Below are 26,856 nucleotides of genomic sequence, written 5' to 3'. Positions count from 1 at the left end.
CCTCCTAGTGGGGAGCAAGTTGCGGAAATGCGTTGAGGTACCCCGCAAAACACTCCTCGACCATTTCGGGAGTGACACCCCAACGCGATGGCCGGTAGTCGTGGGCACCGAAGTGCCCCTCCGGCCGGCGAGCGTTATACGCCGCGAACGCGGCGCGTGATTCGTCGGTGATGGACCGTCCGGCGCGGCGATAGACCTCGGAGACCACACCGTCGATGTCGTCCCGGATCTGCTCGTAGTCGACGTCGTAGATGTCGAGATCGGGTATCGCCGCCCGTGCGGCAAGGTTGCGCGCGGTGTAGGCACCCCAGAACTGCGCGAAATCCGGGCCCAGTGCAGCGAGGTCCACGACGTCGGAGTTCATCCCCCGTGCCACTTCGATCAGTGAGCAGTACGACCCGAGCACCGTGTACACGTCGCGATGGCATTGCACGAAGGTGGCACCCGGGAAGAGTCGATGCAGCACCGCGACCTGACCAATGTGCATGGGCGACTTGATAACCCATGAACGTCCGCGCGCCCCACCGTCCTGCCACTGCAGGTACTGCAGCACGGTGCGCATGTAGGCGTACGCGGAGTCTTGCCGGTCGGCGATCCACTTGCGGTGGTTCGGCAGGTGCAGCCGGTGCGAGGCCACCGGCGCGTCAAAGGTCAGTTCCATCAGCCACAGGTCCTCGTCGGGCTCGTGGGCCTCCATCGGATGACGGGCCATGAACTCCGGCACTTGGCGCAGCATCGCCTCGAACTGTTCACCCAGCGCGATACGGGTCTGAGGATCGCCCGGCATCGGCGCGGGATTGAGCAATCGCCACACCTCGAGCCGCTGGATGCCCGGATCGGCCGCGATGGTGCGCTGCAGCTTCGACGTCCCGGTGCGCGGCAGCCCCAGAATCACGATGGGGGGCAACAATTCCTGCTCCAGGATCTCGGGGTGCGCACGCAGGTCCCGGGTGAAGCCGAGCCGGTTGACCAGTAGCCGCAGAATGTCCTGCGCCTGGCTCACGACCCCAATGGCGTTGAGGTCGGCCTCCGTTCGCATGTCGGCCAGCAGGATGTCCAAGCTCTCGATGAAGCCGGTATCGTCTCCCCAGTCGTCCAGACCGATGGCTGCCGAGGCGGCCGCCATCAGCGGCTCACGCTCGAGCGGGGGCAGCGCCGCCGTCACGATGTCGCGGCGCCCGAGGTGACGACCCGTTCCAACCGCTCGGTCAGCGGCAGGCATAGCGAGGCACCGAGCTTGCTCATGTCGAGATTCGGTGAGATGTCGGCGGTGCCATCGGCAAGCGCCTCCCGTAGCACGGCCGCGAATTTCTCCAGGTCCGCTTCGGTCTCGCCTTCGATCTCATAGATCGCCAGATACGCCTGCTCGGGCCCGACGACGCCCGGCAACGTCTCGACGTCCTGCGCGATCTTGTATCTGGTCGCCGCGATGACGCCGGGGATCGTCACCAGATCGTGGATGTGCTTGTTGGAATACCAATCGTTGTAAGCATTTTCGGTTTCCGCCGACGTCGGCTGGGTAAACGCGAGCATGATCGCGTGCGGCATCTCAGTTCTCCTCCGTTGGATTGTTGGCACTTTCCGCCTTGAGTCCGGCCGCAACTTGCAGCAGCCGGCTGATCGACGACGGGAATCCGGCGGCGCCGGTGTGTAGTGGCATGATGTCGAGCAGTCCGACGAAGGTGGCCCCGGCCTCGACCCAATCGCGGCCAACCTTGACGGCTTCCTCGGGTGTCCCCCAGGTCGCCGATCTGGCGCACATCTCGCGCGGAACGTCGCGGATGATCGTCTCCGCATCGGCAGCCGTCATCGTGAACGGCATGTAGTCCTTGGAGTAGTGCCAGCCGGCCGGAAACACGCTCTGCAGTCCTTCATTTCGCCACTCGTCCTGATTCATCCGCCCGTAGCTCGCCGAATACCACTTGATCTGCGGGCTCTCCTGCGCGGCGGCAACGACATCGGGATCCTCGTGCAGGCCGCACGGCAACCACACGCCGAAGCCGAACGCGTCGGGATCCCGTCCGGCCGCCTCGACTCGGTCGCGGATGCTGGACACACGCGAGGCGAAGACGTCGAGATTGGCGACCGCATTGGGAAACGACGCCTCGATTCCGTCGGCGTGCTTGGCGCACAGTTCGGTGAACTTCGGTCCCCCGCCGAGGCCCCAGATTTCGGGGCGGGCCGGCCGGTACGTGCCCAGATAACCGTGGTCGATGCTCCAGCGTTTGCCGCTGTAGCTGAACGGCTCATCCGTGTCGAGCAGTTTGCGAGTAAGAACAAGGACGTCTTCCAGTCGCGACAGCGCCTGACCGGTCGGGTGCCCAAAGGGCGTCATGTGCCGGGCCTCGCCCAGGCCGATGGCGCAGGTGACGGTGCCTTGGGTTGCCGACGCCAGCGACAGCAGTGTCCGGGTCAGTTCGGCCGGGCGCGAGCGCACGCCATCGGTCGTCATCCGCACGCCGATACCCGGACTGGCGGCCAGCGCGAACGCGCACTCGACGAAGGGGTCGTGGGTGGAGTGCGCGTCCGGAGCCTCGACACCAGCGGGGACACCGAAACCTTGTGGCGCCCAGCCGGTCAGCTCATCCCACACCCAGAACTGGTCCACCGCGCCGGATTGCTCGAGGGCACCGACGAAATCCCGGATTCCGGCCAGCGGAGTGCACCGATGGTTGGGATAGGCAACGGCAATCCGGGGAGAGCGCATGCCGACCGACATTAAGGGACTAGCAGTCCCTAGTCAAGGGACCGTTAGTCCTTAGCTAGCCGGGCTCCGTACAGGAACACCCTCGTCACGTGGTCGATCACCTCGTCGCGTGAAGGCTTGTCGTCGTCGCCCGGAACCAGCGGGTGATCGAAGACCACGATGGACGCGATCGTGCCGAACAGCAGTCGCATGGTCAGCCCCAGACCGCTCTGCGGCACCCAGCCCCGTCGCTGCGCCTCGAGGCTGGTGGTGCGCATGATCTCGGCAAAAAATCGGTCGAACTGCGCATCCAGCCGGGCCAGGCTGATCGTGTCGAGTTCGTGTCCCGCCACCGCGACACCCACGAGCGCCTGCCGGTGCGCGGTGCAGCTGTCGTAGAACAGCTCGACGATCGTGCGGGTGATTTCGAAGTCACCCCATTTGGGGTTTTTGATGTCGTAAGCGGCGGTGTAGTTCTCCAAGAACTCCGCGAACGGCGCAAGCACCGCGGCCCCGAAAAGGTCTGCCTTATCGGTGAAGTGGCGCCAGATCGCCGAGCGCGCCACACCCGCTTCCGCGGCGATATCGTCTGCGGTCGCCGAGGCATAGCCCTTGGCGGTGAAGACCCGGGCCGCAGCGTCAACCAACAGCTGGCGAACCTCGGCGGTGGATCGACGGGAGCTAGCAACCATTCTGAAATGGTAGCCATACCCGCGGCCGACCACCCGAACCTTTGGGGCACATCCAAATCAGGTCGTCAACGATCAGCCGAGGTGAGCTGCTCGATGAGCCGGTATTTTTGAACCTTGCCGGTCGACGTGGTGGGCAAATCCTCCGCGCGGTAGAACACCACGCGCTTCGGTACCTTGAAGCGCGCCAGCTTTGCGCGACAGACATCCAGCACATCGTCTTCGGTAAGTTCCGATCCGGTTGTGGGAACCACCACGACACAACCGATTTCGCCCCAACGGTCGTCGACCAGCCCGACGGCGAAGACCTGGCTGATCTCGTCATGCGCCGCCAGCAGATCCTCAATCTCCTTGGGCATCACCAGTTCGCCACCGCTCTTGTACAGGTCTTTGCCGCGACCGTTCACCTCGAGGTAGCCATCGGCGCGCACTCGGCCGAGGTCCCCGGAGAAGAGCCAGCCGTCCCGCAAAGCTGCTGTGGTGTCCGCGGGGCGATTCCAATACCCCAACATCGCGGTCGGCCCCGACGAGACCAATTCGCCCTCGATGCCGGCCGGCAGATCCTGCGCCGTTTCCGGGTGCACTGCCTTGTAGACGATGAGCGCGTCGGTCCCAGGGATCGACGCCGCGCCAGCCATCTTCGGCTTGCCAACGGTTTCAGAGGTCAGGTGGAGCGGGTCCTCGGGCCGCGTAAGCGTCATCGCGCCGCCGCATTCGGTCATCCCGTACCCGGTGACGATCTCACTGACGCCGAAGTCCTCCTCGATCTGTCGCCACAGCCATACCGGTGCCGGAGCCGATCCGCACAGCATCGCGGTCAGCGAGCTGAGGTCGTACTGCCGGCGGTTCGGGTTCTCGACCATCGCGACTGCCATAGTGGGGACACAGAGCACGTCGGTGGCTCGGTGTCGCTCGATGCCGGCGAAATAACTCTCGGCGCTGAATGCCGTCCGCGGGATGATCGCCCCTCCGGCAAACATGACCGACAGCAAGCCTTCGATGTAGCCGAACATGTGATAGCAGGGCAACGAGAACAGTATGCGTCTGCCGTCCTCGTAGGCTCGCGTCAGCGCCGATGCATACGCCGTCCGTAGCACCGCGTCGTGCGTGACCAGCACACCTTTGGGCGAACCCGTGGTGCCGGAGGTGTAGAGCATGTCACTGGCGCTATCCGGATCGACCACCAATCCGGCACTGGCGCCGGGGTTTTCGCCTCCGAGAGCGGCGAGGCCGGCCACGGTCAGGCAACCCGGGCGGGCCCGGCCGTCGGTGTCGAGCAACACCACGTTCCGCGGCGCATCGGGGCCCGGGGCATCCCAGCCCGGCATGATCCCATCAAGCATTGATTGGTAGTCGAGGCCGCGGAACCCCGACATCGTGATCACGACCCGGCATCCGGAATCGTCGAGGACGTAGCGCAATTCGTCGTGTCGGTAAAGGAAGTTGACGGGAACCGCGATCGCTCCGACTCGTGCAATGGCGAACTTGATCGTGACGAACTGCGGGTAATTCGCCATGATCATGGCGACTCGGTCGCCAGGGCGAACACCAAGCGCAGCCAGCCCGTCCGCCAGCCGTCGAGACTCCGTGGCCACGTCGGCATAACTGAGCCGATGGTCGTCGGCGAGCACCAGCGGACGATCCCCGTATCGGTCGCCGCAGCAGTCCAGCCACTGCGCCAGGGCGCGCGGTCTCCACACGGGGAAACGTCGGCGAAGCGATTCCCGTCGCGCCTCGATGCTCGTGGTCAATTGACCGCTCGAATCACGCTTGCTCCGTGGCTATCCCACAGGGTTGGTGCCGAGCTTCGCGCTCGACATGTCGCTGATCTCCGACCAGCGCTTGGCGATCTCTTCCAGGCTCGGCGGTGCGGCGAACGTGACACCGTCGTTCTGGAACTGCGCGACCCGCTGCACCAATCCACCGCCGACGACGAAAACCGAGCCGGACTCCTGGTTCTCTTCGGAAACGAGGTAGCCGACGGTCGGCGCGACGTGGTCCGGGTCCAGTTTGTCCAAGACCTCCTGGGGCGCGATGTCGGCGGTCATCCGGGTGGCCGCCATCGGCGCGATCGCATTCGCCGTGATCCCGTACTTCACGCCCTCGATCGCCAGCGTGTTGATCAACCCAACCAGTCCGAGCTTCGCGGCGCCGTAGTTGGCCTGGCCAAAATTGCCGTATATCCCGCTGGTCGAGGCTGCCATCACGACGCGCCCGAACTTTTGCTCACGCAGGTGCGGCCACGCCGCGCGAGTGACGTGGTACCCACCGTAGAGGTGGACTTTGATCACCGCATCCCAGTTGTCATCGGTCATTTTGTGGAACGCACCGTCACGCAGGATTCCCGCGTTGCTGACCACGCCGTGTACGGCACCGAAGTGCTCGAGGGCGGTCGCGACAATCGCCTCGGCCCCTTCCCGGGTGGCCACGCTGGAGTAGTCAGCGACCGCCCGGCCTCCGCTACTGCGGATCTCCTCGACCACCGTGTCGGCCATGGTGGTGCCCGATCCGGAGCCGTCTCGAGCCCCACCGAGATCGTTGACCACGACGAGGGCGCCATTGTCGGCGAGGAAGCGTGCGTAAGCCCGGCCCAATCCCCCGCCGGCTCCGGTCACGATTACGACTTTGTCCTGCACTCCGGGCACTCTGGTTCCTCCACGTGGTATCGCGTTACTGGCTCTCAGAGTTTAATCTAGTTTAGAATTTTTGCGGCCGTCAAGGCGACCACCGGCCGCAGCCTGCGGATTACCGGTCAGCGGGGCTGTCCGGTCAATGAGCCGGCGCCGACACCCGGCGAGCCCGCATCGAAGCGGTCTCCGCTCTTGCGTCGCTCGGCTTCCTGACCCCCGAGCGCCCGGTACATTGCCCAGCCCGCGGCCAGAATCCACGGCCCCCACGTGAATGTGGCCAGATACCAGGCACCCACGCCATTCCCCGAAAATGGACCAGTCTTGAAGAAGAAGATGGGAAGCTGCCCGAATTCGCAGACGGCGACGACGAGGCTGAAGTAGCCGAGCCACGCGGGCAGTGACCCCGAGCGCCCTTGCGTTTTGAGGATAAGGATGCCGCCCAGGGCCATTCCCGCGGCAAGCATCGGCCAGATATGTTGTGAGCCAAGCCATGCCACATCACTCAATGCGCGGGTGATGTCCGGGCTTGTGTCGCTTGGCCGGTATGCGACCACCCCGAAAATGGCCAAATCAAACGACAACAAGATGGGACTGGCGGCGAGACTGGCCACCGTCACCGCCGTGACCGCACGCGATCCCGCGTCGAGTCGCCACAACATCAGGCAAAACTGCACGGTCCATGCCAGCAGGAAGGCCATGCCGATGCTGCACATCACGACGCCGATCAAGAAACCGGTGCGGTGATCGACGTAGTAGGCCGCGGTCTGATCGGCACTCAACCCAAACGAAGGCGGTTGTGGCCAAAAGATCTCCAGGCCCGTGAAGGTGAAGACCACGAAGAACAAAGAGCAAGCGGCAAAGAACCGCTGCCACAGGTAGTCGTCATGTTCGGACATCCTCATCCTCTCGCCAGTGCGCCGCAAGCGTCGCGTGTTGGGCCGGTCCTATCGGTGCGCGATCGTGCGGTAACCGTCGAGATCGTGCAGAGCGTGTCGTCGGCGGCCCGGCCGAGCACATCGACAACCGCAAACGCCGATCCCACATGGCGCGCTCGTGCCGTCACGGTGATCGGGCCGTCCCCGCGTGCGGCCCGGACGAAGGCGACATGCAGCCGGGCAGTGGTGAGTTTTGGATTGTGCTCGCGAAGGAGTTGGGCTGCGGCGATCTCGCTTAGGCATGTCCAGACACCGCCGTGCACCAATCCGAAGATATTTGTCCACGAGGCCGAGGCCCGCAAGGTAAGCAAGACGGAATCAGCGGGGCTCGGGAGGCGCTCGAACCGCAGATGGTCTTCGATCGTCGCGACGGTTGACGCCGGCTCGTTCCAGGGCCGCACCAACGGCAGTGCAGGGGCGCCCCTAGGAGGCAGGTGGTGCGCCCATGTCGAGCCCTCGGCCACGACAAATCCGCGCTCGTCGATCAGCCGAGCCTGCGCGTAGCCGCCGCGAAGCTCTACCTGAATCGGGTCCGCGGTGGCCTGTAGTCGACTCTGCGGGTCGAACGGGGCGAGAAAATCGATGGTGAGTTCGGACGTCGTGGTCCACCACCCCTTCGGGCGGTGAACCGCCAGGGACTCGCCAAGAACATGGTCGAGCGCGGTGGCCAATACGCCGGGCCGCGACATGCCCTCGCGGTCCAGCGACCATGCGCCGACCCGAACATCACACCGCCGCCCGATGCCGTCCGCCCGGCACCGAGAAAGCCCGAAGCGCGCCTCGACAGATGTGCGGTCGTCAACCTCGCAGACCGAATCAAGCACCAGCGCCCGCCTCCCTTCGCGCGCGATATTGGCTCCAAATGCGAGACGTCGGCCGCAATTTCATCGACCCGCCTCGTCGGTCCGATTGGACAGCAGCCGGCGCAACACCACGGTTGTCGCCACCAAGTCATCCGGATCGTCCAATGTCGCACCCAGGCTGCCCATGCCCTGCAGGAGCCCGACGATCGCCAAGGTAACCCCGCGGACGCCGACACTCTCGGTGAGATCCGCGGGCGCTGTCCGTGCGAGATCAGTGACGAACGCCGAAAACGACGTCAACGTAGGGATCATCGCTGCGCGGATCTGGTCGCTACGGGCAACCTCCAGTTGGACCGTGAAGGTCAGCGGTGCCAGCGTCGGATCCGATCGGTGCAACTCACCGGATGCCCGCAGCAGCGCGTCCAACCGGTCATCGAACGATTGCGCGGAAGCGACCGCGGCGCTCAGACGGTCGATGAAGATGTCGTAGACCTCAGCTCCGACCGCGACAAACAAGCCGAGCTTGTTGCCGAAGTGATGGTAGAGCGCCGTCGGCGCCACGCCCGCGTCCGCGACAATCTCCTGGGTTCCCGCACCGGCGAAACCCTTTTGGGCGAAGATCCGCCGACCGCTGGCCAACAGACGACGGCGGGTAGCGTCCCCCGCCGGCCGCTGCGGTCGCACGGCAGCGAGCGACACCGGTCGAAGGTCATGTTGCGGCATCGGTGCGGGCTTTCGTGATGTGCGGAGCGCGAGCCGCCGCGGTTATCGCACAGAACATGACCACGAACCACGCCACGAACACCACCACCGGGATCCAGAAACTCAGAATTCCGTTCCACGCCAACGGCCCGGTCTTGAAGAACGGAATGAGGCAGGCCGGGACCAACAGCAATCCGATCCAGATGTTCGCGTAGGCAACCCAGCGCGGAAAGACCGGCGTGACGGATCGATCCAGCAGAATCGCCGCACCAATCACGATGTACTGCAAGGTAAACGGCGCAACGGGCGAAAACGTCATGATGAAGCCGAGATCGTGAAGTTCTTGGGTGATCTCCGACGGGCGCGCTGGGCGGAAGGCGACCACAGCCAGGATCAGGAAATTCAGCGTGAAGAACACGGTTCCGAATGTGCCCAGCGCGGTCTGAGTCGTCGACAGGACGCGGTCGCCCGGTTCGGTCCGGCGCAGCAGTAATCCCACCGCGACCGTGAATGGCACATACAGAGTGCCACCCCAAACACACATGACCATGCCGAGCCGCTTGGCGTTCGTGTGGTGAGACCACAGGTCTGCCACTTGCTGCAGCGAGAGATCCGGCGACGGCGGCGGAAGAAACCCGGCCAGGACCATCCAGCCGAGCAGCACCAGGGCGATTCCCACCGGCCCGCTCCATGCCAGAACCATCAATCTGCGATCGGGTGTCGACAAGTCCGGCCCTTCCAGCTCCGCTCTAGCTAATGTAGTGAAGACTACTGTATAAATTACTACATTAGAACGGAGTCAATCACAAATCGACGTCCACCAGCAGGAGTCCCGAATGACCGGCATTTTCGTTCGGCGCGAACACGACAAAATCGACCTGTCCGCCGACCGCTTGTGGAATGGCCCCGCCGACGAGCGCGATGCGCTCCTGACCCAACTCCGCCACGAGAGGCCGGTGAGCTGGCAACGGCCCATCCGCAGCCCGCTGATGAACCTGCTGGGTCAGGAGGACCCGCCCGGCTACTGGGCCGTCGTGCGACACGAGGACATAGTCACCATCAGCCGGCACGCCGATGCCTTCTCCTCCGCGATCGGCGGGGTGACGTTCGAGGAGTTACCGTCCGAGGTGTTGGAGGTTTCATCATCGATTCTCGCGATGGATGCGCCCCGGCACGGCAAGATCCGCCGCATCGTGAGTTCGGTATTCACCCCACGACGTCTGCGGTTGATTGGCAGCCAGATCGTCAACCAGGCTCGGCTGATCGTCGACGACATCGTCCAGTACCACGACGGCGCGGAATTCGTGGGCCGTGTTGCCGCCCGACTACCTATGTGGACCGTCTCGGAGATGGTCGGGATCCCCGACGATATGCGCGAAGAAGTGACCGGCCATGCCAATGCCGTGATCGGTTGGGACGACGATGAGAACACCGCGGGCGCCGAACCGCTGACCGCAATGTTCAACGGGATCACGAGCTTGCACGACAGTTGTCAGAAGATCATCGATGCGCGCCGACAAAGACCCGAAGACGACCTCATCTCCGCGCTGATCCAAGCCGAGGTCGACGGCCACCGGCTGACCGACGAAGAGATCAAGGCATTCTTCACGCTGCTATGCATCGCCGGAAATGACACCACCAAACAGACCACCACCCATACCGTCCGGGCTCTGTCGATGCATCCGGATCAGCGCGCATACCTGCTGGAGGATTTTGACTCCCGCATAGATACCGCGATCGAAGAGTTCCTGCGCTGGGCATCGCCGGTTATGACTTTCCGGCGCACCGCATTGCGGCCGTTTGAGCTTTCCGGCGTCACAATCGAGCCCGGCGACAAGGTAGTCATGTTCTACAACTCCGCGAATCGCGACTCGTCGGTTTTCGCCGATCCCGGACGATTCGACCTGAGCCGCAAGCCCAATCCGCACTTAGCGTTTGGCGGAGGCGGACCGCATTTCTGCCTCGGCAGTCATGTGGCGAAGCTGCAGCTGAGGGCCATCACGGGCGAACTGTACCGTCGACTGCCAGACATCGAAGCCGTCGGTGAGCCTGAGTATCTGACTAGCACGTTCATCAACGGCATCAAGCGGCAATACGTCCGATTCACTCCGAAGTCCGAGTGACCGTCGGCCGCAAGGTCGGGGCCGCGTCACGCCAACGCGCACTCATTACCCGTGGAGACATGCTTCGCGGTGTCGTTGAAACGATCGACCTAAGTCATCCACCTGGAATCGCACGTCGCACCTGACGAACTAAAGTCCCAAGGATGGTGAGCGGAGTCTCCCGAGTGGCCTACTTCGAGACAGGCCTGGATGTGCTGTCCGACCTCGGCTATGGCGGGCTGAAACTGGCCGAGGTGTGCAATCGGCTCGGCGTCAGCACCGGCTCTTTTTATCACTTCTTCGATAATTGGCCGACGTACACGCGGCAGCTGGTCGAGCACTGGCGGCAGGCCAACACCGTGCGGCTGGTGGAGTGGATCCGCACCGAACCCGATCCGCGCCGACGCATCGACAGCATCATCGACATCGGGTTGAACCTGCCGCACCGCGCCGAGGCCGCGATCCGCGCGTGGAGCGGTGCGGATGCCGATGTGCACGCGGTACAGGTGGACGTCGATCGCGAGCGCCACCAGATCCTGCTGGAGTGCGCGGCGCAGATTCTGCGCGACGAACGCCAGGCGCAACTGTTTGCCGACTGGGCGGTCTACCTGCTCGTCGGCTACGAGCAGGCGACCTTGCCCCCCGACAAGGCGGCGCTGGAGTGGATCGTCGGTCAGCTGCTCGAGGCGCTCGACGGCGGCCGGTTCGGCTCGGTCCCGCCCGGGTGAGTTCGCGGCGTTGAGGGACGCGTTTTGGCGTCAGGAATTACGTTTGCGCACTTGATCTTCCGGCACCTGCAGGCCGCGGACGGTGAGTTGCGTCATCGCATCGATCATGCGGTTGTAGGAGACCTTCTTGCCGAGCCCCATCCAGTCGCCGTGCAGGGCGGTTGACAGCACCATCGCGAACATTGCACGCACGGTGGGGCGGAGGTCGAAATCGGAGAAATGGCGTTCCGCGGCCTCGGTGGCGACAACTTCCTCGAAAAGCGCTAGCAGCCGGTCGAATGCGGCGTCAATCTGCGCGCAAGCTTCGGGGCTGATCTCGTCGTACTGATGCGCCGACATCAAGGCGAGCAGCAGTTCCCGTTCGTCGTGCAACACTTTGAAAAGCCCGGTGTAGAGAGCTATTCCTTCCTGATGGGCACTGAGCTTTCCATGTTCCCGAGACCGGTAATCGTTGATGTAGCTATCCATGAACTCGGTGAACGGAGTGATCACCGCTTCTTGAAAGAGGTTGGCCTTCGTACCAAAGTGGCGGAATATCATCACCTCGGTGAGTTGGGCGCGCTTGGCGATGTCGCGAGTAGATGTGCCTCTAAATCCCTTCGCGGCGAATACTTCTCGGGCCGCATGCAAAATGAGGGTGCGACCGCGGCCGTGAACGCCGCTACGGGTGCGCTCGGTGGTGCTCACCGGTTCACGGTAATCCCCAGTGCGGCAGCCCGGTAACGACGCCCCCTGTAACAGCGCAGTGTCAGACCAGGCCGGGCGCGCACTCGTAGCGGAATCGCCGATGCAGCAGCCAGGCATTCATGCAGGTACCAGCGACGAAGACCAGGGTCGGGATCCAGAAGCCGATGAGGCCGTTCCATGAGAAGGGCCCGGTCTTGAAGAACACCGCCAAGACGCCGCCGCCGCCTGTGACAGCGACCCACAGGTTGCAGTAGGCGGCCCACCGCGGCCAGACCGGTTCGTGACGGTGGTCGATGAACGCGGCGATCGCCATGCAGACGTACTGCATCGAGTAGGTCGGGATGAAAATGGTCCAGCACAGCCAGCCGTAGTCGTTGAATGCCCGGATGATCTCCGGGCTGATCTCGGGCCGAAAGCTCGCCAACAGCCAGAAAAGGCAGATGATCTGGAATATCACCGTCAGCATGACCGCGGCGCCGTACTGGATGGGCGCCAGCAGCGCGTTGGGCCCCTCGAGCTTCCTGATCTCGGAGGACACGACGGCGAAAAACGGCAGCAACAATGCCGAGGCAAACATGGCGCCGATCAACCCGGCGCGAATCGCGGTGCGGTTGTTGGCATAGAACTCCGCGATCTGGGCGGCACTCCACGACTCGCCGGGCGGTGGGATGAAGCCGGCGATGGCGGCAAAAAAGGCGCCAAAGGTGACCACGCATACCGGCCATGCCCATATACAGGCCAGTCGGATGCGGCGCCGGGATAAGTCGCTCTGGTGCGCAACGTCATCGATCGTGGCAGTCACGGTCTGTTCCTTTCGACGAAAATTATTGTGGTGAAGCTCTTTTGGAGAAACGGTTTAGCGTCCACCGCGAATCCTGTCGGCAATCCGGTGGCTGCGCAAGGTACGCAATACCGCGCGGGCCGCCTGTTGGCCAGGGACCCCGCAGATGCCAGCGCTGGGGTGCGTGCCGGCACCGGAGATGAACAATCCGTCGACCGGAGTGCGATATCCGGCGAATCCCAGGGCCGGCCGTAAGGGTCCGAATCGGGTTGCGACCGGGTCGACGTGATAGACGTTTCCGTCTGGCGACCGGAAGCGGGCCGCAAGGTCCGGTGGGCTCTGCTGGCGGCGATCGACTTGGAGGCCGGAAAGGCCGTCGAGGTACTTGGCGGCATGCACCAGGACCTTGTCGGCGGTGGGTTCGGCGAGCTCCGCCCACGGCCGGATCGGGCGGGCCGGGGTGATGCCCGACCAGAACCAGAAGGTGTCCTGGCCTTCGGGACCCTGTGTGGGATCCATGCCGGTCGGCACGATGGCAAACCCGGGCACCGGATCGGGGACCTCGCCCCGGTCGCAGGCGTGCCACGCCTCGACGTGATCCTCGAAGCTGGTCAAGCAGAGTGCGGGCTTGCGCAGGTCAACGTCATCGCGCCGGTTGATTTGATGGCCGGCCAGGGTGACCCGCCCACGCAGCGCGACATCGATCTTGAACGACGATGCGTTGGTGGACGAGGTGGGAATGTGGCGCACCCTGCGTGCGGCTTCGTCGCCAAGCAGCCCATCGGGTAGCCACTGCGACAGGGTCACCTTGACGTTGTTGGTGGTGATCACCCGGCCGGCTGTGATCTGCTCTCCGGTGTCCAGGTGCGCCCCAACGACCCTCCCGCCCTGCACCGCGAGTCTGTCGACCACGGCGCCGAACCGCAATTGCCCGCCGGCGGCGGTAAAGCAAGCCGCTAACGCATCGGTGACAGCCCCAGTACCACCCTGGAACCGGCCCACGCCCGACCTATGGATCAACCCGAAATAGATCAGCACCCACGCGGTACCGTCGGCGAAGATCGGCGCGAAACACGGCACAGCGGCAAGCAGTGCCTTGATACGGCGGTCCCGGAATCGACTGTCGATGAACTCGGCCTGCGAGATAGTGAGAAATTGGGTCAGCGGGCCTACTCGGCTCGGGTGCCGCGCAGATTTGATTGCCCCGCTGATGATCTCACTCACGCGAGGTCGGGTCGGGTTGGCGTTCATATAAGGCACGACGACATTCATCGCGGCATCCAGGGCGTTGGCCAATTCGAGATAGGCTGTGGCATCCGCGGGCGCGAATCGCCGGATTTCGTCGGCCGTACGCACGGGATCGCGATGGATGCACAGCGAACTACCGTCTTCGTCGAGGTACGCGTATGGGGTCTCGATTTCCAGCTCCCGCAACCCGAAGCGGTCCAGCTCAAGATCCTTGGCGATTGTGGTGGTACGCCACAGCGATGAATCCATGGCGCCCTCGTTGATGAGGTGATCCGGCGCACGCTCAAACACCGATCGTGTGGAAGTCATCCCACCGACGGCATCGGCTGCCTCCACCACCAGGACCCGCAACCCCGCACGGGCGAGATAGCAACCGGCGGTGAGTCCGTTGTGGCCTGCTCCGACGATCAGCACGTCGGGGGCTTCGGCGGCGAGGGCCATCACCTGTGCCTTTCTCACGAGTTTTCGGTAGTCGATTGTCAATTACCGTCATATAGTGCTTACTATACGATATGCCTTACTGTCCCGTAGTGGCCCAGCCGTGTCAACCACCTGCCCGAGAGCGGCCAGAGGTTCTGGCCTGTAGGCGAATCCAAGGAAATTAGGTGACGTGAACCCACAAATGACGTTTCAACGCATCTGTGCCGTCAGCGGTATCGTCTGCCCGCTGCTGTTCTTCGGCGCATTCGTCGCGGCCGGTTTCATCCCGCCCCTGGCCCCGTCATCGTCGGCTGCCGCCATTGCCGCCCACTACCGCGACCACGCCACCGGCATCCGCGTCGGGGCAGCCATCATGCTGCTGTCCGGCGCGTTCTACGCCTCGTACACCGCGGTGATCTCGGCCCAGATGCAACGTATCCGCGGGGTCCATCGTGCCGTCGTGAACACCCAGACGATCGCGGGAGCATTCGGGTGCCTGACGTTCCTGGTCCCGGCGATGTTCTTCGCAGTCACTGCATTTCGGCCCGAGCGGCCGGGCGAATGGACGCTGTTGTTGAACGACATGAGCTGGATCTTTCTGGTGATGCCCTGGCCGCCGTTCATGATGCAGAATTTCGCCTTCGCGTTCGCGATCCTCACCGACACCGACACGACCCCCGTGTTTCCCCGCTGGCTGGCCTACGTCGACATCTGGGCGCCGATCACCTTCACACCTGGCGCGATCCTTCAGTTCTTCAAGGATGGACCATTTGCCTGGAACGGCATCTTTGTCTTCTGGATCCCCGCCACTGTTTTCGTGATCCAGTTCGTCGTCAACGTGATCTGGCTGCTTAGAGCGATCGGATCTGAATCCCGAACGCCCGACTCTGCCCCAACCGCATTCGCGACGTCGCTGGGATCGACCAATGGTTAGCAACATGAGTGCCGTCTTCCGATTGCCCGGCTCGCGCCAACGTCTGGGCTGAGCAGCATGCACCGAACGAGGGAGGATCGATGAATCCACCGGTGGACGCCCCGATCACCATGGTGGTCAACCCGACGTGGCAGTGGATCTTCGGCACATTGCACTTCGGCGTTGCGGTATTGACCGTCTATCTGGCTCTACGAACCCCGCTGCGCCACCGAGACTGGTGGGAAGCGTTGTTCCGCGCGGTGATTCTGTGCAGCGGGGCCTTGGGCGCTGTCGTCTTCGAAGGCGCGGTCGACCGGGCCGGAAAGCTCTGGTACGCGGAGTACGGGGCCTGGCCGCTGGTGCAGTTCTGGGGGACCCACGTTCCCCTGTGGGTCGCACCGGTCTACCTATGGTTTATCGGCGGTGGCTCCTTGTTCATCATTCAACGCATACGAAATGGTTGTCGGCCAAGAGATTTCCTGCTGATCTTCGGCGGGATTGCGATCGCAGACCTGTTGCTCGAAGTACCGATCATCAAAATCGCCAAACTCTATACCTACTACGGAGGCAACCAGCCCTTCTTCAATGAGCACTGGTTTCCGTTGCCGCTCTGGTTCATCAGCACCAACCGGCTGTTCGACCTGGTGCCAGCGCTTTTGATTCTGTTGCTGATGAGTTTCCGGACCAAGTGGATGATCGCCTTGATCCCGCCCATCATGTTTGGGTCGATGTACGTGTCATATGCGTTCGTCACCTGGCCGACCGTGGCCGCGCTGCATTCCGGCGCCAGCCCTCTTGTCGCCGACCTAGCCGCCACCTACACCATCGTTGTCGGTGTCGCAGCCACCTTCGCCGGCGCACAGCTTGCGCCGCGAATGACGCGAATCATGGCCCACCACGACGGGCCGTCGGCGCGACCCACACCATCGTCGCAAGACGCGCTGAAAAGTCACCTCGTGTCGAGCGCCGGGTGATAGGGACGCGCTTTAGCGTCCGGGTCCCCGGCTCACCACCGAGACGAAGGAAACGCAGGTGCCTGGACGACCACCCAAGTTGTGGGTAAGCGCGGTGTGCGGATCGGACAGTTGCCGCTCACCGGCCTCGCCGCGAAACTGCAGCCACGCTTCATAAAGCATCCGCAGTCCACTGGCACCCACCGGGTGCCCGAACGATTTCAACCCTCCGTCGGGATTGATCGGCAGTCGCCCGTCAGCGTCGAAATCGCCTGCCAACACGTCTTTCCACGACTGGCCGGGATCGCTGAACCCGAGGTCCTCCATCAGCACGATCTCCGTCGGAGTAAAACAATCGTGCACCTCGGCCAGCGAGAACGCCGTGCGCGGATCGTCAATACCCGCCTGTTGGTAGGCATCACGGGCGGAGCGCACGACTTCGGGGAAGCTGGTGTAGTCGTAGTCCGGGTCGGTGGCACCCAATCCGGAGCCGGCAACCAATGAGAGCGCCCGCACATACATCGGAGTATCGGTATACCGCAACGCGTGCTCGGCGGGGACAACGATGGCGCAGGCCGCGCCATCGGAAACCCCGGAGCAGTCAAACACACCGAGTCGACCGGCGACCTTGGGCGCGTTGTCGATCTTGTCCTTGGCGACCGGAGAACGGAACTGCGCCTTGGGGTTACGTGCTCCATTTATGTGGTTTTTCCACGCGACGTGTGTCATCGCGTCACGCATCTCTTCGGCGGAGACGCCGTATTTCGCGCAGTAGGCCGGGTCGAGCAAGGAGAACGCGGCGGGCGCGGTCATCGACAGTTCGGGTGCCGTGCCGTCGCCGGGTGGGTCCTGGCGCAACAGCCCCGAGAAGCCGGAATCCTTCAGCTTCTCCACCCCGACTGCCATCGCGACGTCGTAGGCACCGGCGGCGACCGCATAGCACGCGTTCCGAAATGCCTCCGACCCACTGGCACACATGTTTTCGACCCGGGTGACCGGCTTGTCCCCGATGCCCAACGGCCGGCTCAACGTCAGCCCCGACATACCGGAGCTGAGGGTGCCGAGCCAGTAGGCGTCGATGTCTTCTCGGTCCAGCTTGGGGACCGAGGCCAGACATTCGGCGACCGCCTCGACCAGCAAGTCGTCGGCGGAGCTGTCCCAGCGCTCGCCGAACCGCGAGCAGCCCATCGCCACCACCGCCACCTTGCCAGCTATTCCCTTGCTAGCCATGGCTTCTCCCGTCCAATCTGGCCTTCCAGAAATAGTTGTGGACGTCGCCCGCGGTGAACAACCGGCGGAAGGTGAACTCCACATGCGAGCCGACCTGCAATCGCTCGGGCTCGGCGTCGGCAACCTCGCAGGTGAATCGCCCACCACCGGCCACATCGATGACGGCCGAAACGACCGGCGGCGACGGGGAGTACGCCAGGTGATCGACGGTGTAGGTGGCGACGGCGCCGCGCAGGCCCGCCACGGGCACCCCGGCCATCCGATCGGTTGCGCCACAACGCTTGCAGACACGCGCTGGCGGTAGATGGATGAAACCGCATTCCTCACACTTCGAACCGCACAGACCGAACTTCCACAGCGCCGAACGACCGGCGGCGGGCCCGGACGGCCTGTCGGGCTCGGGACGGCGGGGCGGCTCCAATTCGACCAGTCCTCGCCACGACAGGTAGATCAGGTGTCCGACCGTCACACCGCCCTCCCGCTGCGCGGTGACCGGATGCGGCTGGCGCGTTTCGGGCAGCGCGCCGGTGGTCCGCAGCAACAGTGCATCGCAACCGTCGACGGCCGAAAGCATCAGCACGGTCTCCCCGGCCTCCGCGGTGTCGAGGACACCGCACAGCGCCAGCGCGGCGTCGCAGGCACCCGAGAAGCCGATCGGTGAGCTGACGACCGACTTATCCGCCTTCACCAGCGTCGCCGCGCGTTTGACGATCCCGGCGTTGGGACAGGTGAGCACGACATGGTCGACCCCGGTCAGCCCCGCGGTGTCCAGCACCCGCTCGACCGCGGCGCGGATGAGGTCGGCGTAACGTTCCGCGCCGAACCGCTCCTCCCACTGCTCGCCGGTTACCGAAGTCGTTGCGCGCCAGCGGTCGAGGAACTCCGCGGTCAGCGACGTCACGGCCAGCACCTCGGCGATGGCGGGCTGGTCGTCACCGAACATCAGGGCCGCCGCGCCGTCGCCGCCGAGTTTCTCGTCGGCCGATCCCGGCCGACCGACGCGGACATCGGCGCTGGCCGCGATTCCGCCGGAGTTCGCCGCGGCGAGGATGGCGGCGAAACCGCTGCGACCCGATCCGCAAAAGTCGACGGCCAAGGCGTCGAGAGGCAGACCCAGCGCGGCGTGGATCGCGGTGGCGTTGGTCTTGTCCGCGTAAGCCGGTGTGCTCGTGGCGAAATACAGCGCATTGGCCAGGTGCGCCCGCGGTATGGCGGCCGAGGCCGCAACCGCCATCGTGGTGCTGTCCTCGTCAAACGCGGCGACGACGCGATCACCCCGGCGGACACCGATGTCGGCGCCGGCCAACCGGTAGCCAGGCAGGTACGCGGCGTAGCCGACGAGTGGCTTCATCAACTGGCTCCGCGGAAGATCGCGGCCAAGCCCTGTCCCCCGCCGATGCACATGGTCTCCAGCGCCAGTCCTCCGCCCCGACGGCGCAGCTCGTGCAGCATCGTGGTCAGGATCCGTACGCCGGTCGCGGCGATCGGGTGCCCCAGCGAGATGCCCGAGCCGTTGACATTGAGCCGGTCGTCGACGTCGTTGAGTTTGACGCCCCAGCCGGCCAGCACGGCGAGTACCTGAACCGCGAACGCCTCGTTGACCTCGATCAGATCCAGATCGTCGAATCCCAATCCCGTTCGACGGAACAGCTTTTCGACGGCGCCGACCGGTCCGATGCCCATCCGCGACGGTTCGCAACCGACGGCCGCCCAGCCCTCGAGGAAACCCAGCGGCTCCAGATCGAGCTCATCGAGCCGGTCTTCGGCCACCACCAGACAGGCCGCCGCGGCATCGTTCTGCTGGCTCGAGTTGCCGGCCGTCACGGTGCCGTCTTTCATCAGGGGACGTAACCGGCTCAGCGTTTCGACGGTGGTGTCCGGACGGATACCCTCGTCGTCGGCGAATTCCATCGGTTCGCCTTTGCGCTGGGGCACCTGCACGGCAACGATCTCGTCGTCGAAGTGGCCGGCCTGCTGGGCCGCGGCGGCCCGCTGTTGGCTGCGCGCCGCGAAGCTGTCGGCGGCCTCACGGTCGATACCATAGTCGGCGGCCAGGTTCTCGGCGGTCTCGATCATGCCGCTGATCGGGCCGAACCGCCAGATCGGCTGGGACAGTTCGCGACCGCGGTCCAGCCTGTCGTACAGCGTCTGGTTACCGGAACGCGAACCCCATCGCGCGGTCGTGGTGTAGTGCTCGATATTGCTCATCGATTCGACACCGCCGGCCAGCACCACGTCGGCCGCCCCGGTCTGGACCATCATCGCGGCGGTCACGACCGCCTGCAGACCGCCGCCGCAACGGCGGTCGATCTGCAATCCCGGCGCGCTGATCGGGAGGTTGGCGTGTAGCGCGGCCCACCGTCCGATGCACGGGGCCTCGGAATTGGCGTAAGACTGTGCGAATACCACGTCTTCGATCAAGGTGGGGTCGACGCCGCTGCGTGCCACGACCGCCTCAATCGCGCGGGCGGCGAGATCCTCGGCCCGCAGCGGTCGCAGGCTTCCACCGAAGGTTCCGACGGCGGTTCGCAGCGGACGTACTATCGCGGCGCGCCTCACGTGTCACCCCGCCAGCGGCCCGCGGAAGGATCGATCAAAGCGGTCAACTGATCGTCTGACAACCAGATAATTGTCTCCAACTCCAATGCATCCAGGTAACGGACACGACCGGTGCGAAGATCCTCCAGCCGCAGGCGCGGAGAATTGCCGGCCGTATCGAAACTCACTGATATCTGCGCGAATTCGCTACTTACCACGGGGCCGACCCCGGGCACGTCCACCGAATCACTATCACCGAACTCAATCATCATCGCGGCTCAGATAAGAAAGCCCAGGGTCGGTATCGGCTCGCCGTTGTCCACCAGGACAACCTTCTTGTAGACCAGCCGTAGGTCACCGTCCTGGCGGCGCAGCCGGTAGGTGGTCCGGCCGCCCCAAAGATGGTTGCCCCGCGCACGAGACTCCAGCACGATGAAGTTCGCTGCCACCTCCAAATCCGTGCCATCGCTGGAATTGGCTCGGCCGCCGAGGAATTCGATGTTGGATATCAGCCGTCGCAGGTTTGACGGTGGCGCCTGCGCGTAGCGCTTTCCGGTGCGAACCTGCTTGAGGCGGGTGGCAATGCGGCTGCGGTTGTCATAGATCACCGACATCGTGCGGGTCGGGTCACTGGTCCCGGCGACCGGAACCCAGTACAGCGCATCGTCGGTCCATAGCGCTTCCCACGAGTCGTAGTCGGATTCGTCGGCATAGCGGGCTTCGCGGTAGAGGAACTGCTCCACTTCCCAAGGGTCGAAGCCGTCGGGCACCGGACCCAAGGTGGCGTGATTGTCCAGCGTACTGGTCATAATTCGGCCTCCATCAGCGTCTTGTACTGTGACCAGAAGCCCCTCATACCGGTCTCGTCGGTAGCTCCACCGATGGTGAAGCCGTTCTCGTCGACCTCTTCCCGGTTCAGGCCGCGACGAACGTCGAGCCATTCGGGGGTCAGGCACTCGAGCCCGAGTTGGTTGCGTTCATACATTTCGGTGTCGTCGGCCAGCAGCATGCCGGCGGGCCCCACCGAGCCCATGCACTGCGAAACCATGCGCTGGTTCAGCTCCGGCGCACCGACCATCTGGACGGCCGTGGAGTACTGGGTGCACTCACCGACGGCGACCGGTTGGATGTTGAAAACCTGGATCTCGGCGATGAACAAATTCGGGAAGATCATCACGTGCGGGCCGCCTTCGATCATGATCTTGTCGGCTTGCTCTCCGTAGCGCTGGCGCATGGCCGCAACGTAATTCGGTACCCGCGCCTCGGTGGTGCCGAACCAGCGCATCGGCTCGGCGAATTTGCGGAATTCCGGACGCAGATCGTTCTCGCTGTGGCCATGACCCAGGTCGCGTGTCACCGCCGTGGACGTATCGCTGTAGAGGGCACCGATGGGGCTGCCGGTGACACCGAAAATCGAGCCGTGCACAAACTGCGGGTGGTACCCGTCGGTCTCGTTCTCCGCCAGCAGCTTCCAATTTGCTCGCGTCCGATGCTGCAGCCATCCCGCAGTGAGCTCGACGGCCCCTTCCGGTGACAACCGCACCAACCGATCGATCTCACCGGCGGCCGCGCCGAGGTGTTCGACGAGCCCTGGACCGTCCGCCGCGAAGCTACCGAACACAAACCCCTGGTAGGTCTCCATCCGGGGAACCCGTCCCAGATTCAGGTCCAGCTTGCGCTCGCCATAGCCCTTGAAAAACGGGAATCCAACGAGGTCACCATTATTGCGATAGGTCCACCCGTGATACGGGCAGCGGAACGTCGAGGAATTGCCTCCGGCGTCATCGCAGACTTGATTGCCACGATGTGCGCAACGGTTGAGGAGCAGATGCAGCTCACCGTCGCGGTCGCGGGTCATGATTACGTCCTGCAGCCCGAGCCGCTTACGCACGTAGTCGTTGGGTTGCGACACTTCACTTTCGTGCCCGACGAAAACCCAAGTGCGGTACCAGATCCTGCGCAGCTCCTCGGCGAAGATGCCGGGATCGGTGTACAGCGACCCATGCACCTTGTCTCGTTTGATCAACTGGTCGTAGGGGCTGCCGGTACCGGCTGCCGAATCGACGAGTGAGGTCATTGTTCGGGCTCCTTTCGGAACAGTTCGCGCACCCCGCCCTGGGCGATCAGGTCTGGCAGGGCGAACTTGCGCACTTTGCCGGTCGGCGTTTTCGGTAGTTCGTCGGCAACGAACCAGCGCTGCGGAATTTTATGCGGCGTCAGGTGCTGGCTTGCGTGAGTGTGAAACTGGTCGCCCGCATCGGCCGGTAATGAACTGCGGGCAATGACGATGACCGCAACGATCTCGCCCAGCCGGTCGTCGGGCAGACCGAACGCGCAGGCTTCGGCGACCATTTCATGATCGGCCAGACACGCCTCGATCTCGGCGGGCGCGATGTTCTCGCCACCGCGGATGATGAGATCCTTCAACCGGCCCGTGTGCGTCAAATAGCCGCGTTCGTCCATCACACCGAGATCTCCGGTATGCAGGAAGCCATCGGCATCCACCGCCGCCGCCGTGGCGTCGGGGTCGTGAAGATAGCCGATCATCTGTTGATAGCCGCGCGCACAGATCTCGCCCGGCTGCCCCACCGGCACCACCGCACCGGTGGCCGGGTCGACGACTTTGCACTCAACCTGAGGAAGCGGTCGGCCCACGGTCCGGAGTTGGTCGGCCCGATTGTCGTCGGGCCGGGTCGCGGTGAGCACCGGCGAAAGTTCGGTCTGCCCAAACACATTGACCACTGTTGCGCCGAAGGTTTGCTCGGTGGCCTGGATGAGGCCGGCAGAAACGGTGGAGGCACCGCCCAGGCAGGTTGAAAGTCGCGGCGCCCGCTCACCGGAGTCGCGTTGCGCGGCAACAAGAGCCGTCAATATCGTGGGCACGAAGAACAGGACCGTCGCGCATTCGCGGCGCATGGTATCGAGCAATGCGGTCGCCTCGAACCGGTCGACCAGCACCTCGGTACCGCCGATCCACAGCGGGCCCAACGTGCCGATCACACAGGCAGCTGTGTGGAACATCGGCAGGGGGTTCACGGTCACCGCGCCCGCGGGAATGCCGGCGCCCTCCAGGGTCAACTTGGCGACGTTGACCAGCGAACGGTGCCGCAACAGCACCCCTTTGGGCCTGCCGGTCGTTCCCGACGTGTACTGCAACATCACCGGCAGTTCGGGATCGGCCGGCGCACGGGCAATCGCGGCGGCGTCGATGGCGTCGCTTCGCCATTCCTCACGCGATGACAGGCTGATGGTGCGGGCACCGAGGAAACGCGTGTCGATCTCGCTGACCACCGCGGCGGTATCGTAATTGCGACTGCGGTCCGCGTGGATCAGCACCTTGGCGCGGGAATGTCCCAGCGCGTAAGCCAATTCGGCGGGTCGCAGCGCCGGATTCAACGCGACCAGAACGACACCGGCAAGCGCCGCGCCGTACTGAATTATCGGCCACTCGACCACATTCGGCGCCCACAGTGCGACGTAGTCGCCGGGCTTGGTGAGGCTGGTCAACGCGGTAGCGACGCGGCAAGCTTCGTCGAACAGCTCGCGGTAGGTCAAACGCACCTGCGCGCCGTCGCCGTGGGCGGGGCCCACCAGGGCGGTGACGGCGCCGTGCGTGCTGGCGCGCGCCGCCAGCAGTGCACCCACGGTGTAGTCCTCGAGCGCGACGCTGGTGTCGGCTTCGAGATACGAGCGATCAAGACGTGCAGACAACTTGGCGGTCACGGCGGTGCCGATCCGAACTGCGGACGTCGCTTCTCGCGGAAAGCCGCGATTCCCTCGGCGAAGTCGTCGGAGTCGAAAAGCTGAGATTGGTGTTCGGCCTCGAGATCGAGGAGTTCAAAGGGGCTGAGCGCCGACCCCGCCGCCAACATCGATTTGATCACCCCGTAGGCCCGGGTAGGCCCGGCGGCCAGGCGTTCGGCGTCGGCCAGTGCCGCCGTCAAGGCGGTACCGGGCTCGACGAGAGCATCGACGAGTCCCATATCCAGCGCCGTGGGCGCGTCGATGGGGGTCGGCAGCATCAACATCTGGCGTGCGCGAGCGGCCCCGACCCGCGACGGCAGGGATGCGAATGTCCCCATGTCGCCGGCCAATCCGACATTGGTGAACGTGGTCGCAAATCGCGCGTCGCTAGCCGCGACGACGCGGTCGCATGCGGCCGCCAGGGCGACTCCCGCACCGAAGGCACTACCCTCCACCGCGGCGACGACTGGCTTGCCCGCGTTCCAGATGGCGCGAATCACCCGCTGGGCCAACTGCGTCCGCTCCATCGCGCGCTCCGGCGACATACGTTCCATCGACGTAATGTCCCCACCCGAGCAGAACGCGCTGCCGGCACCGGTCAGCACTATCGCCCGGACCGAAGCGTCCTGTCCGGCATTCTCGATCGCGCTGGCGAGCTCGAGCCGAACCGCGATATCGATCGCGTTGCGTTTGTCGGGACGGTTCAGCGTGACAATCCGCACCGCGCCACGATTCTCGACGAGGACAGAGTCGCTACTCATTGTCCCGTGAAGTTCGGTTTACGCCGTTCGATAACGGCTCGCAGGCCCTCCAGTGCATCCGCCGTTCCGGACAACTCCGAGACGGTGCGCGCTTCCTCGGCCAGTCGCTGCTCGACCGATGCGCCCACCCCGCTCCAGACCAGCCGCTTGGTGGCCGACAACGCCCGCCCGGGCATCGCGGCCAATTCAGACGCGACTTGCTCTGCGCGGCCGAATAGTTCGGCATCGTCGACGACCTCGGTGACCAATCCGATCTGCAACGCTTCAGCGGCGCTCAGCGTCGGATTGGTCAGCAGGATTCGCAACGCCTGACGCAGACCGACCAGCTGGGTCAGCGTGACCGAGGAACCGCCGTCGGGCGCCATGCCGACTCGGACCGCGCCCGAAAAGAACTTGGCCGACTGCGCCGCGATGACAATGTCGGACGCACACACCAATCCCAGCCCGCCGCCGCCGGCGGCGAAACCCTGTACGGCCGCAACCACTGGCGCGCGAAGCTGGATCAACGCGGCGGTGGCCAACTGCAACCACGCGGTCGCCTCCCGCAGGTAGTCGGGAAGGTCCGCGCCCTTCGACTCGAAGGTGTGAATGTCGCCGCCCGCACAGAAGTTTCGACCTTCACCGGTGAGGAGAACGACTCGCACGGCGGGGTCGGCGTGGCACGTCAGCGCCGCCTCGTGCAACGCCTTGAGGAACTCCACGTTCATCCCGTTGGATGCCTCGGGCCGGTTCAAGCGCAGCCGCGCGACGCCGTCGGCCACGTCGAGCGCGACGGGCGCGCTGGTTTCTGCAACACTCATCAGCTAGTTCCTCGCTGCCGGAAGGCGGTCGCGCCGTTCTGTCCGACGCCACCGCAGATGTGGTCGACCACGCAATCGATTTCGTGCTCCAATCCGCTGGGCAGCGGAGCCCCGAGGCCGGTGTACACGAGCCGCTTAATGGAGACTACGGCCTCACGGCGCCGCCCGGCCAGATCCGCGACGAACCCTTGAACCCCGCCCGCAAACTCGGCCTGCGGAAAACTCCGATACGCCAGCCCGCGACGCACCGCGTCCACCCCGGACAGGCGGTCGCCCGATAGCAGGAGACCCAGCGCCTCCTGACGACCCACCAAGCGGCTCAACCGTTGGGTGCTGCCACCGCCGGGGATCATGCCGAACTTGATGTGGTTGTCGGCAATCTTGGCGTCGTCGCTGACCAGCACGATGTCACTGGCCTGCATCAGCTCGAAGCCGCCGGCCATCGCAACACCCTCCACCGCGGCGATCACCGGGACCTGCACACGCGCGATGGCGTCGCAGGCGCGCTGAAATGCCTCAAACAAGGGGCGCAGCGCCTCGGGACCACTCGCGCGCAGTGACTCGACTTCGTTGAAATCGCCGCCCGCGCAAAAGTTTCCCCCTGCCCCCCGGATGACAACCACGTTCACCCCGGGGTCGTCGCCCAGCTCGAGGATGGCTTGTTCCAGTTCGCCACCGAGCGCGACCGTAAGCGCGTTCATCTGCTCGGGCCGATTGAGCGTGATTGCCCCAACGCCATCGGTGGCATCGCGCAGCACGAGCGTCATATGTTTCGCCCCCCGCCGACCTCGATGACCGCGCCCGTCACGTAGCTCGAGAGATCCGATGCCAAAAAGACGACCGCGCCGGCGACCTCCGCGGGTTCACCCGCCCGCTTCATCGGGATAGCGGCCTCGCGCTCGGCAAAGACCGCTGGGGGCATCGCCGCCGTCATCGGGGTGCGGATCAAGCCGGGCTGAATCGCGTTGACTCGCACGTTGTGATGCGCGACTTCCTTCGCCGCGGCCTTGGTCAGCCCGACGATGCCTGCCTTTGCCGCGCTGTAGTTCGTCTGCCCCGGATTGCCCGACTTGCCGGACAGAGAGGACATATTGATGATGCTGCCCGACTTCTGTTCGCGCATCACGGCTGATGCCTCGCGCACGCCCAACCAGGTGCCGCGCAGGTGCACGGCCATCACGGCGTCGAAATCCGAAACAGTCATCTTCTTCAAGGAAGCATCACGGGTGATCCCGGCATTGTTGACGAACACGTCCAGACGGCCGAAGTTGCTGACGGCGGCCGCGACGAGCTCGTGTACTTGCTCCTCGGAGGTGATGTCGCACGTGATGCCAATCCCGCCGATCTCCGCGGCCGCCTTGTCGACGAGTTCTGCGTCGATGTCGGCCAGCACAACTCGGGCGCCGTGTTCGACAAGCGATCGCGCGATCTCGCGTCCGATTCCCTGACCTGCGCCGGTAACGACGGCGACCCGCTGGTCGAGCAGCGACTCAACCATGCACTAAA

Annotated in this window: 28 protein-coding genes; 4 read left to right on the top strand and 24 right to left on the bottom strand. The window is 64.4% G+C overall.

Annotated elements, in window-relative coordinates:
- Positions 1 to 4 precede the first annotated feature (4 nt).
- The 10 genes from G6N55_RS27450 to G6N55_RS27405 form a co-directional block, all read right to left on the bottom strand.
- Positions 5 to 1,222 (bottom strand): sulfotransferase family protein, encoded by a 1,218-nt coding sequence (locus G6N55_RS27450; RefSeq protein WP_085221418.1) that lies wholly within the window; start codon positions 1,220 to 1,222, stop codon positions 5 to 7.
- The gene (locus G6N55_RS27445) at positions 1,162 to 1,548 is read right to left on the bottom strand and encodes a DUF4286 family protein (protein ID WP_085221417.1); all 387 of its coding nucleotides are present in this window, start codon (positions 1,546 to 1,548) and stop codon (positions 1,162 to 1,164) included. Before G6N55_RS27445 ends, G6N55_RS27450 begins: the two co-directional genes overlap by 61 nt.
- A gap of 1 nt (position 1,549) precedes the next feature.
- Positions 1,550 to 2,707 carry an LLM class flavin-dependent oxidoreductase gene (locus tag G6N55_RS27440; RefSeq protein WP_163667542.1) on the bottom strand — a complete coding sequence of 386 codons (1,158 nt, stop codon included), beginning with the start codon at positions 2,705 to 2,707 and terminating at the stop codon, positions 1,550 to 1,552.
- Between the two features lie 44 nt (positions 2,708 to 2,751).
- The gene (locus G6N55_RS27435) at positions 2,752 to 3,378 is read right to left on the bottom strand and encodes a TetR/AcrR family transcriptional regulator (RefSeq protein WP_139826756.1); all 627 of its coding nucleotides are present in this window, start codon (positions 3,376 to 3,378) and stop codon (positions 2,752 to 2,754) included.
- Between the two features lie 65 nt (positions 3,379 to 3,443).
- Positions 3,444 to 5,126, bottom strand: a complete 1,683-nt coding sequence (locus G6N55_RS27430) for a class I adenylate-forming enzyme family protein (RefSeq protein ID WP_085221414.1) — start codon at positions 5,124 to 5,126, stop codon at positions 3,444 to 3,446.
- 30 nt (positions 5,127 to 5,156) lie between these two features.
- A complete protein-coding gene (locus tag G6N55_RS27425) occupies positions 5,157 to 6,020 on the bottom strand; it encodes an SDR family oxidoreductase (protein ID WP_085221413.1) in 864 nt (287 codons plus the stop codon).
- Positions 6,021 to 6,127: 107 nt separating this feature from the next.
- The gene (locus G6N55_RS27420) at positions 6,128 to 6,928 is read right to left on the bottom strand and encodes a hypothetical protein (protein ID WP_139826755.1); all 801 of its coding nucleotides are present in this window, start codon (positions 6,926 to 6,928) and stop codon (positions 6,128 to 6,130) included.
- Entirely contained in the window at positions 6,904 to 7,764 is an 861-nt protein-coding gene (locus G6N55_RS27415; RefSeq protein WP_085221411.1) for a PaaI family thioesterase, read from the bottom strand. The genes G6N55_RS27420 and G6N55_RS27415 overlap by 25 nt, the downstream gene beginning before the upstream one ends.
- 60 nt (positions 7,765 to 7,824) lie before the next feature.
- Positions 7,825 to 8,442 carry a TetR/AcrR family transcriptional regulator gene (locus G6N55_RS27410; RefSeq protein WP_232078848.1) on the bottom strand — a complete coding sequence of 206 codons (618 nt, stop codon included), beginning with the start codon at positions 8,440 to 8,442 and terminating at the stop codon, positions 7,825 to 7,827.
- A 10-nt stretch (positions 8,443 to 8,452) separates the two neighbouring features.
- Positions 8,453 to 9,124, bottom strand: coding sequence for a hypothetical protein (locus G6N55_RS27405; RefSeq protein ID WP_179968104.1), 672 nt, complete (start codon positions 9,122 to 9,124; stop codon positions 8,453 to 8,455).
- Positions 9,125 to 9,281: 157 nt separating this feature from the next.
- Here G6N55_RS27405 and G6N55_RS27400 point away from each other — a divergent pair, with 157 nt between their 5' ends.
- Both G6N55_RS27400 and G6N55_RS27395 read left to right on the top strand, forming a co-directional pair.
- Positions 9,282 to 10,568 (top strand): cytochrome P450, encoded by a 1,287-nt coding sequence (locus tag G6N55_RS27400; protein ID WP_085221408.1) that lies wholly within the window; start codon positions 9,282 to 9,284, stop codon positions 10,566 to 10,568.
- A gap of 143 nt (positions 10,569 to 10,711) precedes the next feature.
- A complete protein-coding gene (locus G6N55_RS27395; protein WP_085221407.1) occupies positions 10,712 to 11,275 on the top strand; it encodes a TetR/AcrR family transcriptional regulator in 564 nt (187 codons plus the stop codon).
- A gap of 30 nt (positions 11,276 to 11,305) precedes the next feature.
- On the opposite strand, the gene G6N55_RS27390 is transcribed toward G6N55_RS27395, so the two are convergent.
- From G6N55_RS27390 to G6N55_RS27380, 3 genes are all read right to left on the bottom strand, one after another.
- Positions 11,306 to 11,962: a TetR/AcrR family transcriptional regulator gene (locus tag G6N55_RS27390; RefSeq protein ID WP_163667539.1), complete on the bottom strand. Its 657-nt coding sequence runs from the start codon at positions 11,960 to 11,962 to the stop codon at positions 11,306 to 11,308.
- A 61-nt stretch (positions 11,963 to 12,023) separates the two neighbouring features.
- Positions 12,024 to 12,764, bottom strand: coding sequence for a hypothetical protein (locus G6N55_RS27385; protein WP_139826754.1), 741 nt, complete (start codon positions 12,762 to 12,764; stop codon positions 12,024 to 12,026).
- Between the two features lie 54 nt (positions 12,765 to 12,818).
- Entirely contained in the window at positions 12,819 to 14,450 is a 1,632-nt protein-coding gene (locus G6N55_RS27380; protein WP_139826753.1) for a phytoene desaturase family protein, read from the bottom strand.
- Between the two features lie 163 nt (positions 14,451 to 14,613).
- Here G6N55_RS27380 and G6N55_RS27375 point away from each other — a divergent pair, with 163 nt between their 5' ends.
- Positions 14,614 to 15,345, top strand: a complete 732-nt coding sequence (locus G6N55_RS27375; protein ID WP_085221403.1) for a hypothetical protein — start codon at positions 14,614 to 14,616, stop codon at positions 15,343 to 15,345.
- Between the two features lie 80 nt (positions 15,346 to 15,425).
- Positions 15,426 to 16,298, top strand: a complete 873-nt coding sequence (locus G6N55_RS27370) for a hypothetical protein (protein WP_139826752.1) — start codon at positions 15,426 to 15,428, stop codon at positions 16,296 to 16,298.
- Between the two features lie 12 nt (positions 16,299 to 16,310).
- Here the strand turns inward: G6N55_RS27370 and G6N55_RS27365 are convergent, their stop codons facing one another.
- Genes G6N55_RS27365 through fabG form a run of 11 tightly spaced genes read right to left on the bottom strand, consistent with a single transcriptional unit; the run spans position 16,311 to position 26,848 of the window.
- Positions 16,311 to 17,507, bottom strand: a complete 1,197-nt coding sequence (locus tag G6N55_RS27365) for an acetyl-CoA acetyltransferase (RefSeq protein ID WP_085221401.1) — start codon at positions 17,505 to 17,507, stop codon at positions 16,311 to 16,313.
- Positions 17,500 to 18,858: an OB-fold domain-containing protein gene (locus G6N55_RS27360; RefSeq protein WP_085221400.1), complete on the bottom strand. Its 1,359-nt coding sequence runs from the start codon at positions 18,856 to 18,858 to the stop codon at positions 17,500 to 17,502. The genes G6N55_RS27365 and G6N55_RS27360 overlap by 8 nt, the downstream gene beginning before the upstream one ends.
- Complete coding sequence (locus tag G6N55_RS27355; RefSeq protein ID WP_085221399.1) at positions 18,858 to 20,066, bottom strand: acetyl-CoA C-acetyltransferase; 1,209 nt, start codon at positions 20,064 to 20,066, stop codon at positions 18,858 to 18,860. Before G6N55_RS27355 ends, G6N55_RS27360 begins: the two co-directional genes overlap by 1 nt.
- Complete coding sequence (locus G6N55_RS27350) at positions 20,063 to 20,317, bottom strand: hypothetical protein (protein ID WP_085221398.1); 255 nt, start codon at positions 20,315 to 20,317, stop codon at positions 20,063 to 20,065. Before G6N55_RS27350 ends, G6N55_RS27355 begins: the two co-directional genes overlap by 4 nt.
- Before the next feature lie 6 nt (positions 20,318 to 20,323).
- Entirely contained in the window at positions 20,324 to 20,854 is a 531-nt protein-coding gene (locus G6N55_RS27345; RefSeq protein WP_085221397.1) for an aromatic-ring-hydroxylating dioxygenase subunit beta, read from the bottom strand.
- On the bottom strand, positions 20,851 to 22,122 hold the full coding sequence (locus G6N55_RS27340; RefSeq protein WP_085221396.1) for an aromatic ring-hydroxylating oxygenase subunit alpha: 1,272 nt from the start codon (positions 22,120 to 22,122) through the stop codon (positions 20,851 to 20,853). The genes G6N55_RS27345 and G6N55_RS27340 overlap by 4 nt, the downstream gene beginning before the upstream one ends.
- Positions 22,119 to 23,768, bottom strand: coding sequence for a class I adenylate-forming enzyme family protein (locus G6N55_RS27335; protein WP_085221395.1), 1,650 nt, complete (start codon positions 23,766 to 23,768; stop codon positions 22,119 to 22,121). Before G6N55_RS27335 ends, G6N55_RS27340 begins: the two co-directional genes overlap by 4 nt.
- On the bottom strand, positions 23,765 to 24,550 hold the full coding sequence (locus tag G6N55_RS27330) for an enoyl-CoA hydratase/isomerase family protein (protein ID WP_085221394.1): 786 nt from the start codon (positions 24,548 to 24,550) through the stop codon (positions 23,765 to 23,767). Before G6N55_RS27330 ends, G6N55_RS27335 begins: the two co-directional genes overlap by 4 nt.
- Positions 24,547 to 25,350: an enoyl-CoA hydratase/isomerase family protein gene (locus G6N55_RS27325; RefSeq protein ID WP_085221393.1), complete on the bottom strand. Its 804-nt coding sequence runs from the start codon at positions 25,348 to 25,350 to the stop codon at positions 24,547 to 24,549. Before G6N55_RS27325 ends, G6N55_RS27330 begins: the two co-directional genes overlap by 4 nt.
- On the bottom strand, positions 25,350 to 26,117 hold the full coding sequence (locus tag G6N55_RS27320; RefSeq protein ID WP_085221392.1) for an enoyl-CoA hydratase/isomerase family protein: 768 nt from the start codon (positions 26,115 to 26,117) through the stop codon (positions 25,350 to 25,352). The genes G6N55_RS27325 and G6N55_RS27320 overlap by 1 nt, the downstream gene beginning before the upstream one ends.
- Complete coding sequence (gene fabG / locus G6N55_RS27315; protein ID WP_085221391.1) at positions 26,114 to 26,848, bottom strand: 3-oxoacyl-ACP reductase FabG; 735 nt, start codon at positions 26,846 to 26,848, stop codon at positions 26,114 to 26,116. The genes G6N55_RS27320 and fabG overlap by 4 nt, the downstream gene beginning before the upstream one ends.
- Between the last annotated feature and the right edge of the window lie 8 nt (positions 26,849 to 26,856).

This window comes from Mycobacterium florentinum (genome assembly GCF_010730355.1).
GTDB lineage: Bacteria > Actinomycetota > Actinomycetes > Mycobacteriales > Mycobacteriaceae > Mycobacterium > Mycobacterium florentinum.
The sequence above is the reverse complement of the archived record's forward strand: the minus strand, read 5'-3'. Positions and strand labels throughout refer to the sequence as shown.

Excerpts from the sequence above, each read along its gene's own strand:
- G6N55_RS27450 (WP_085221418.1), bottom strand. The coding sequence starts at position 1,222 with ATGCCTGCCGCTGACCGAGCGGTTGGAACGGGTCGTCACCTCGGGCGC.
- G6N55_RS27445 (WP_085221417.1), bottom strand. The coding sequence starts at position 1,548 with ATGCCGCACGCGATCATGCTCGCGTTTACCCAGCCGACGTCGGCGGAA.
- G6N55_RS27440 (WP_163667542.1), bottom strand. The coding sequence starts at position 2,707 with ATGCGCTCTCCCCGGATTGCCGTTGCCTATCCCAACCATCGGTGCACT.
- G6N55_RS27435 (WP_139826756.1), bottom strand. The coding sequence starts at position 3,378 with ATGGTTGCTAGCTCCCGTCGATCCACCGCCGAGGTTCGCCAGCTGTTG.
- G6N55_RS27400 (WP_085221408.1), top strand. The coding sequence starts at position 9,282 with ATGACCGGCATTTTCGTTCGGCGCGAACACGACAAAATCGACCTGTCC.
- G6N55_RS27395 (WP_085221407.1), top strand. The coding sequence starts at position 10,712 with ATGGTGAGCGGAGTCTCCCGAGTGGCCTACTTCGAGACAGGCCTGGAT.
- G6N55_RS27375 (WP_085221403.1), top strand. The coding sequence starts at position 14,614 with ATGACGTTTCAACGCATCTGTGCCGTCAGCGGTATCGTCTGCCCGCTG.
- G6N55_RS27370 (WP_139826752.1), top strand. The coding sequence starts at position 15,426 with ATGAATCCACCGGTGGACGCCCCGATCACCATGGTGGTCAACCCGACG.
- G6N55_RS27365 (WP_085221401.1), bottom strand. The coding sequence starts at position 17,507 with ATGGCTAGCAAGGGAATAGCTGGCAAGGTGGCGGTGGTGGCGATGGGC.
- G6N55_RS27360 (WP_085221400.1), bottom strand. The coding sequence starts at position 18,858 with ATGAAGCCACTCGTCGGCTACGCCGCGTACCTGCCTGGCTACCGGTTG.
- G6N55_RS27350 (WP_085221398.1), bottom strand. The coding sequence starts at position 20,317 with ATGATGATTGAGTTCGGTGATAGTGATTCGGTGGACGTGCCCGGGGTC.
- G6N55_RS27345 (WP_085221397.1), bottom strand. The coding sequence starts at position 20,854 with ATGACCAGTACGCTGGACAATCACGCCACCTTGGGTCCGGTGCCCGAC.
- G6N55_RS27340 (WP_085221396.1), bottom strand. The coding sequence starts at position 22,122 with ATGACCTCACTCGTCGATTCGGCAGCCGGTACCGGCAGCCCCTACGAC.
- G6N55_RS27330 (WP_085221394.1), bottom strand. The coding sequence starts at position 24,550 with ATGAGTAGCGACTCTGTCCTCGTCGAGAATCGTGGCGCGGTGCGGATT.
- G6N55_RS27325 (WP_085221393.1), bottom strand. The coding sequence starts at position 25,350 with ATGAGTGTTGCAGAAACCAGCGCGCCCGTCGCGCTCGACGTGGCCGAC.
- G6N55_RS27320 (WP_085221392.1), bottom strand. The coding sequence starts at position 26,117 with ATGACGCTCGTGCTGCGCGATGCCACCGATGGCGTTGGGGCAATCACG.
- fabG (WP_085221391.1), bottom strand. The coding sequence starts at position 26,848 with ATGGTTGAGTCGCTGCTCGACCAGCGGGTCGCCGTCGTTACCGGCGCA.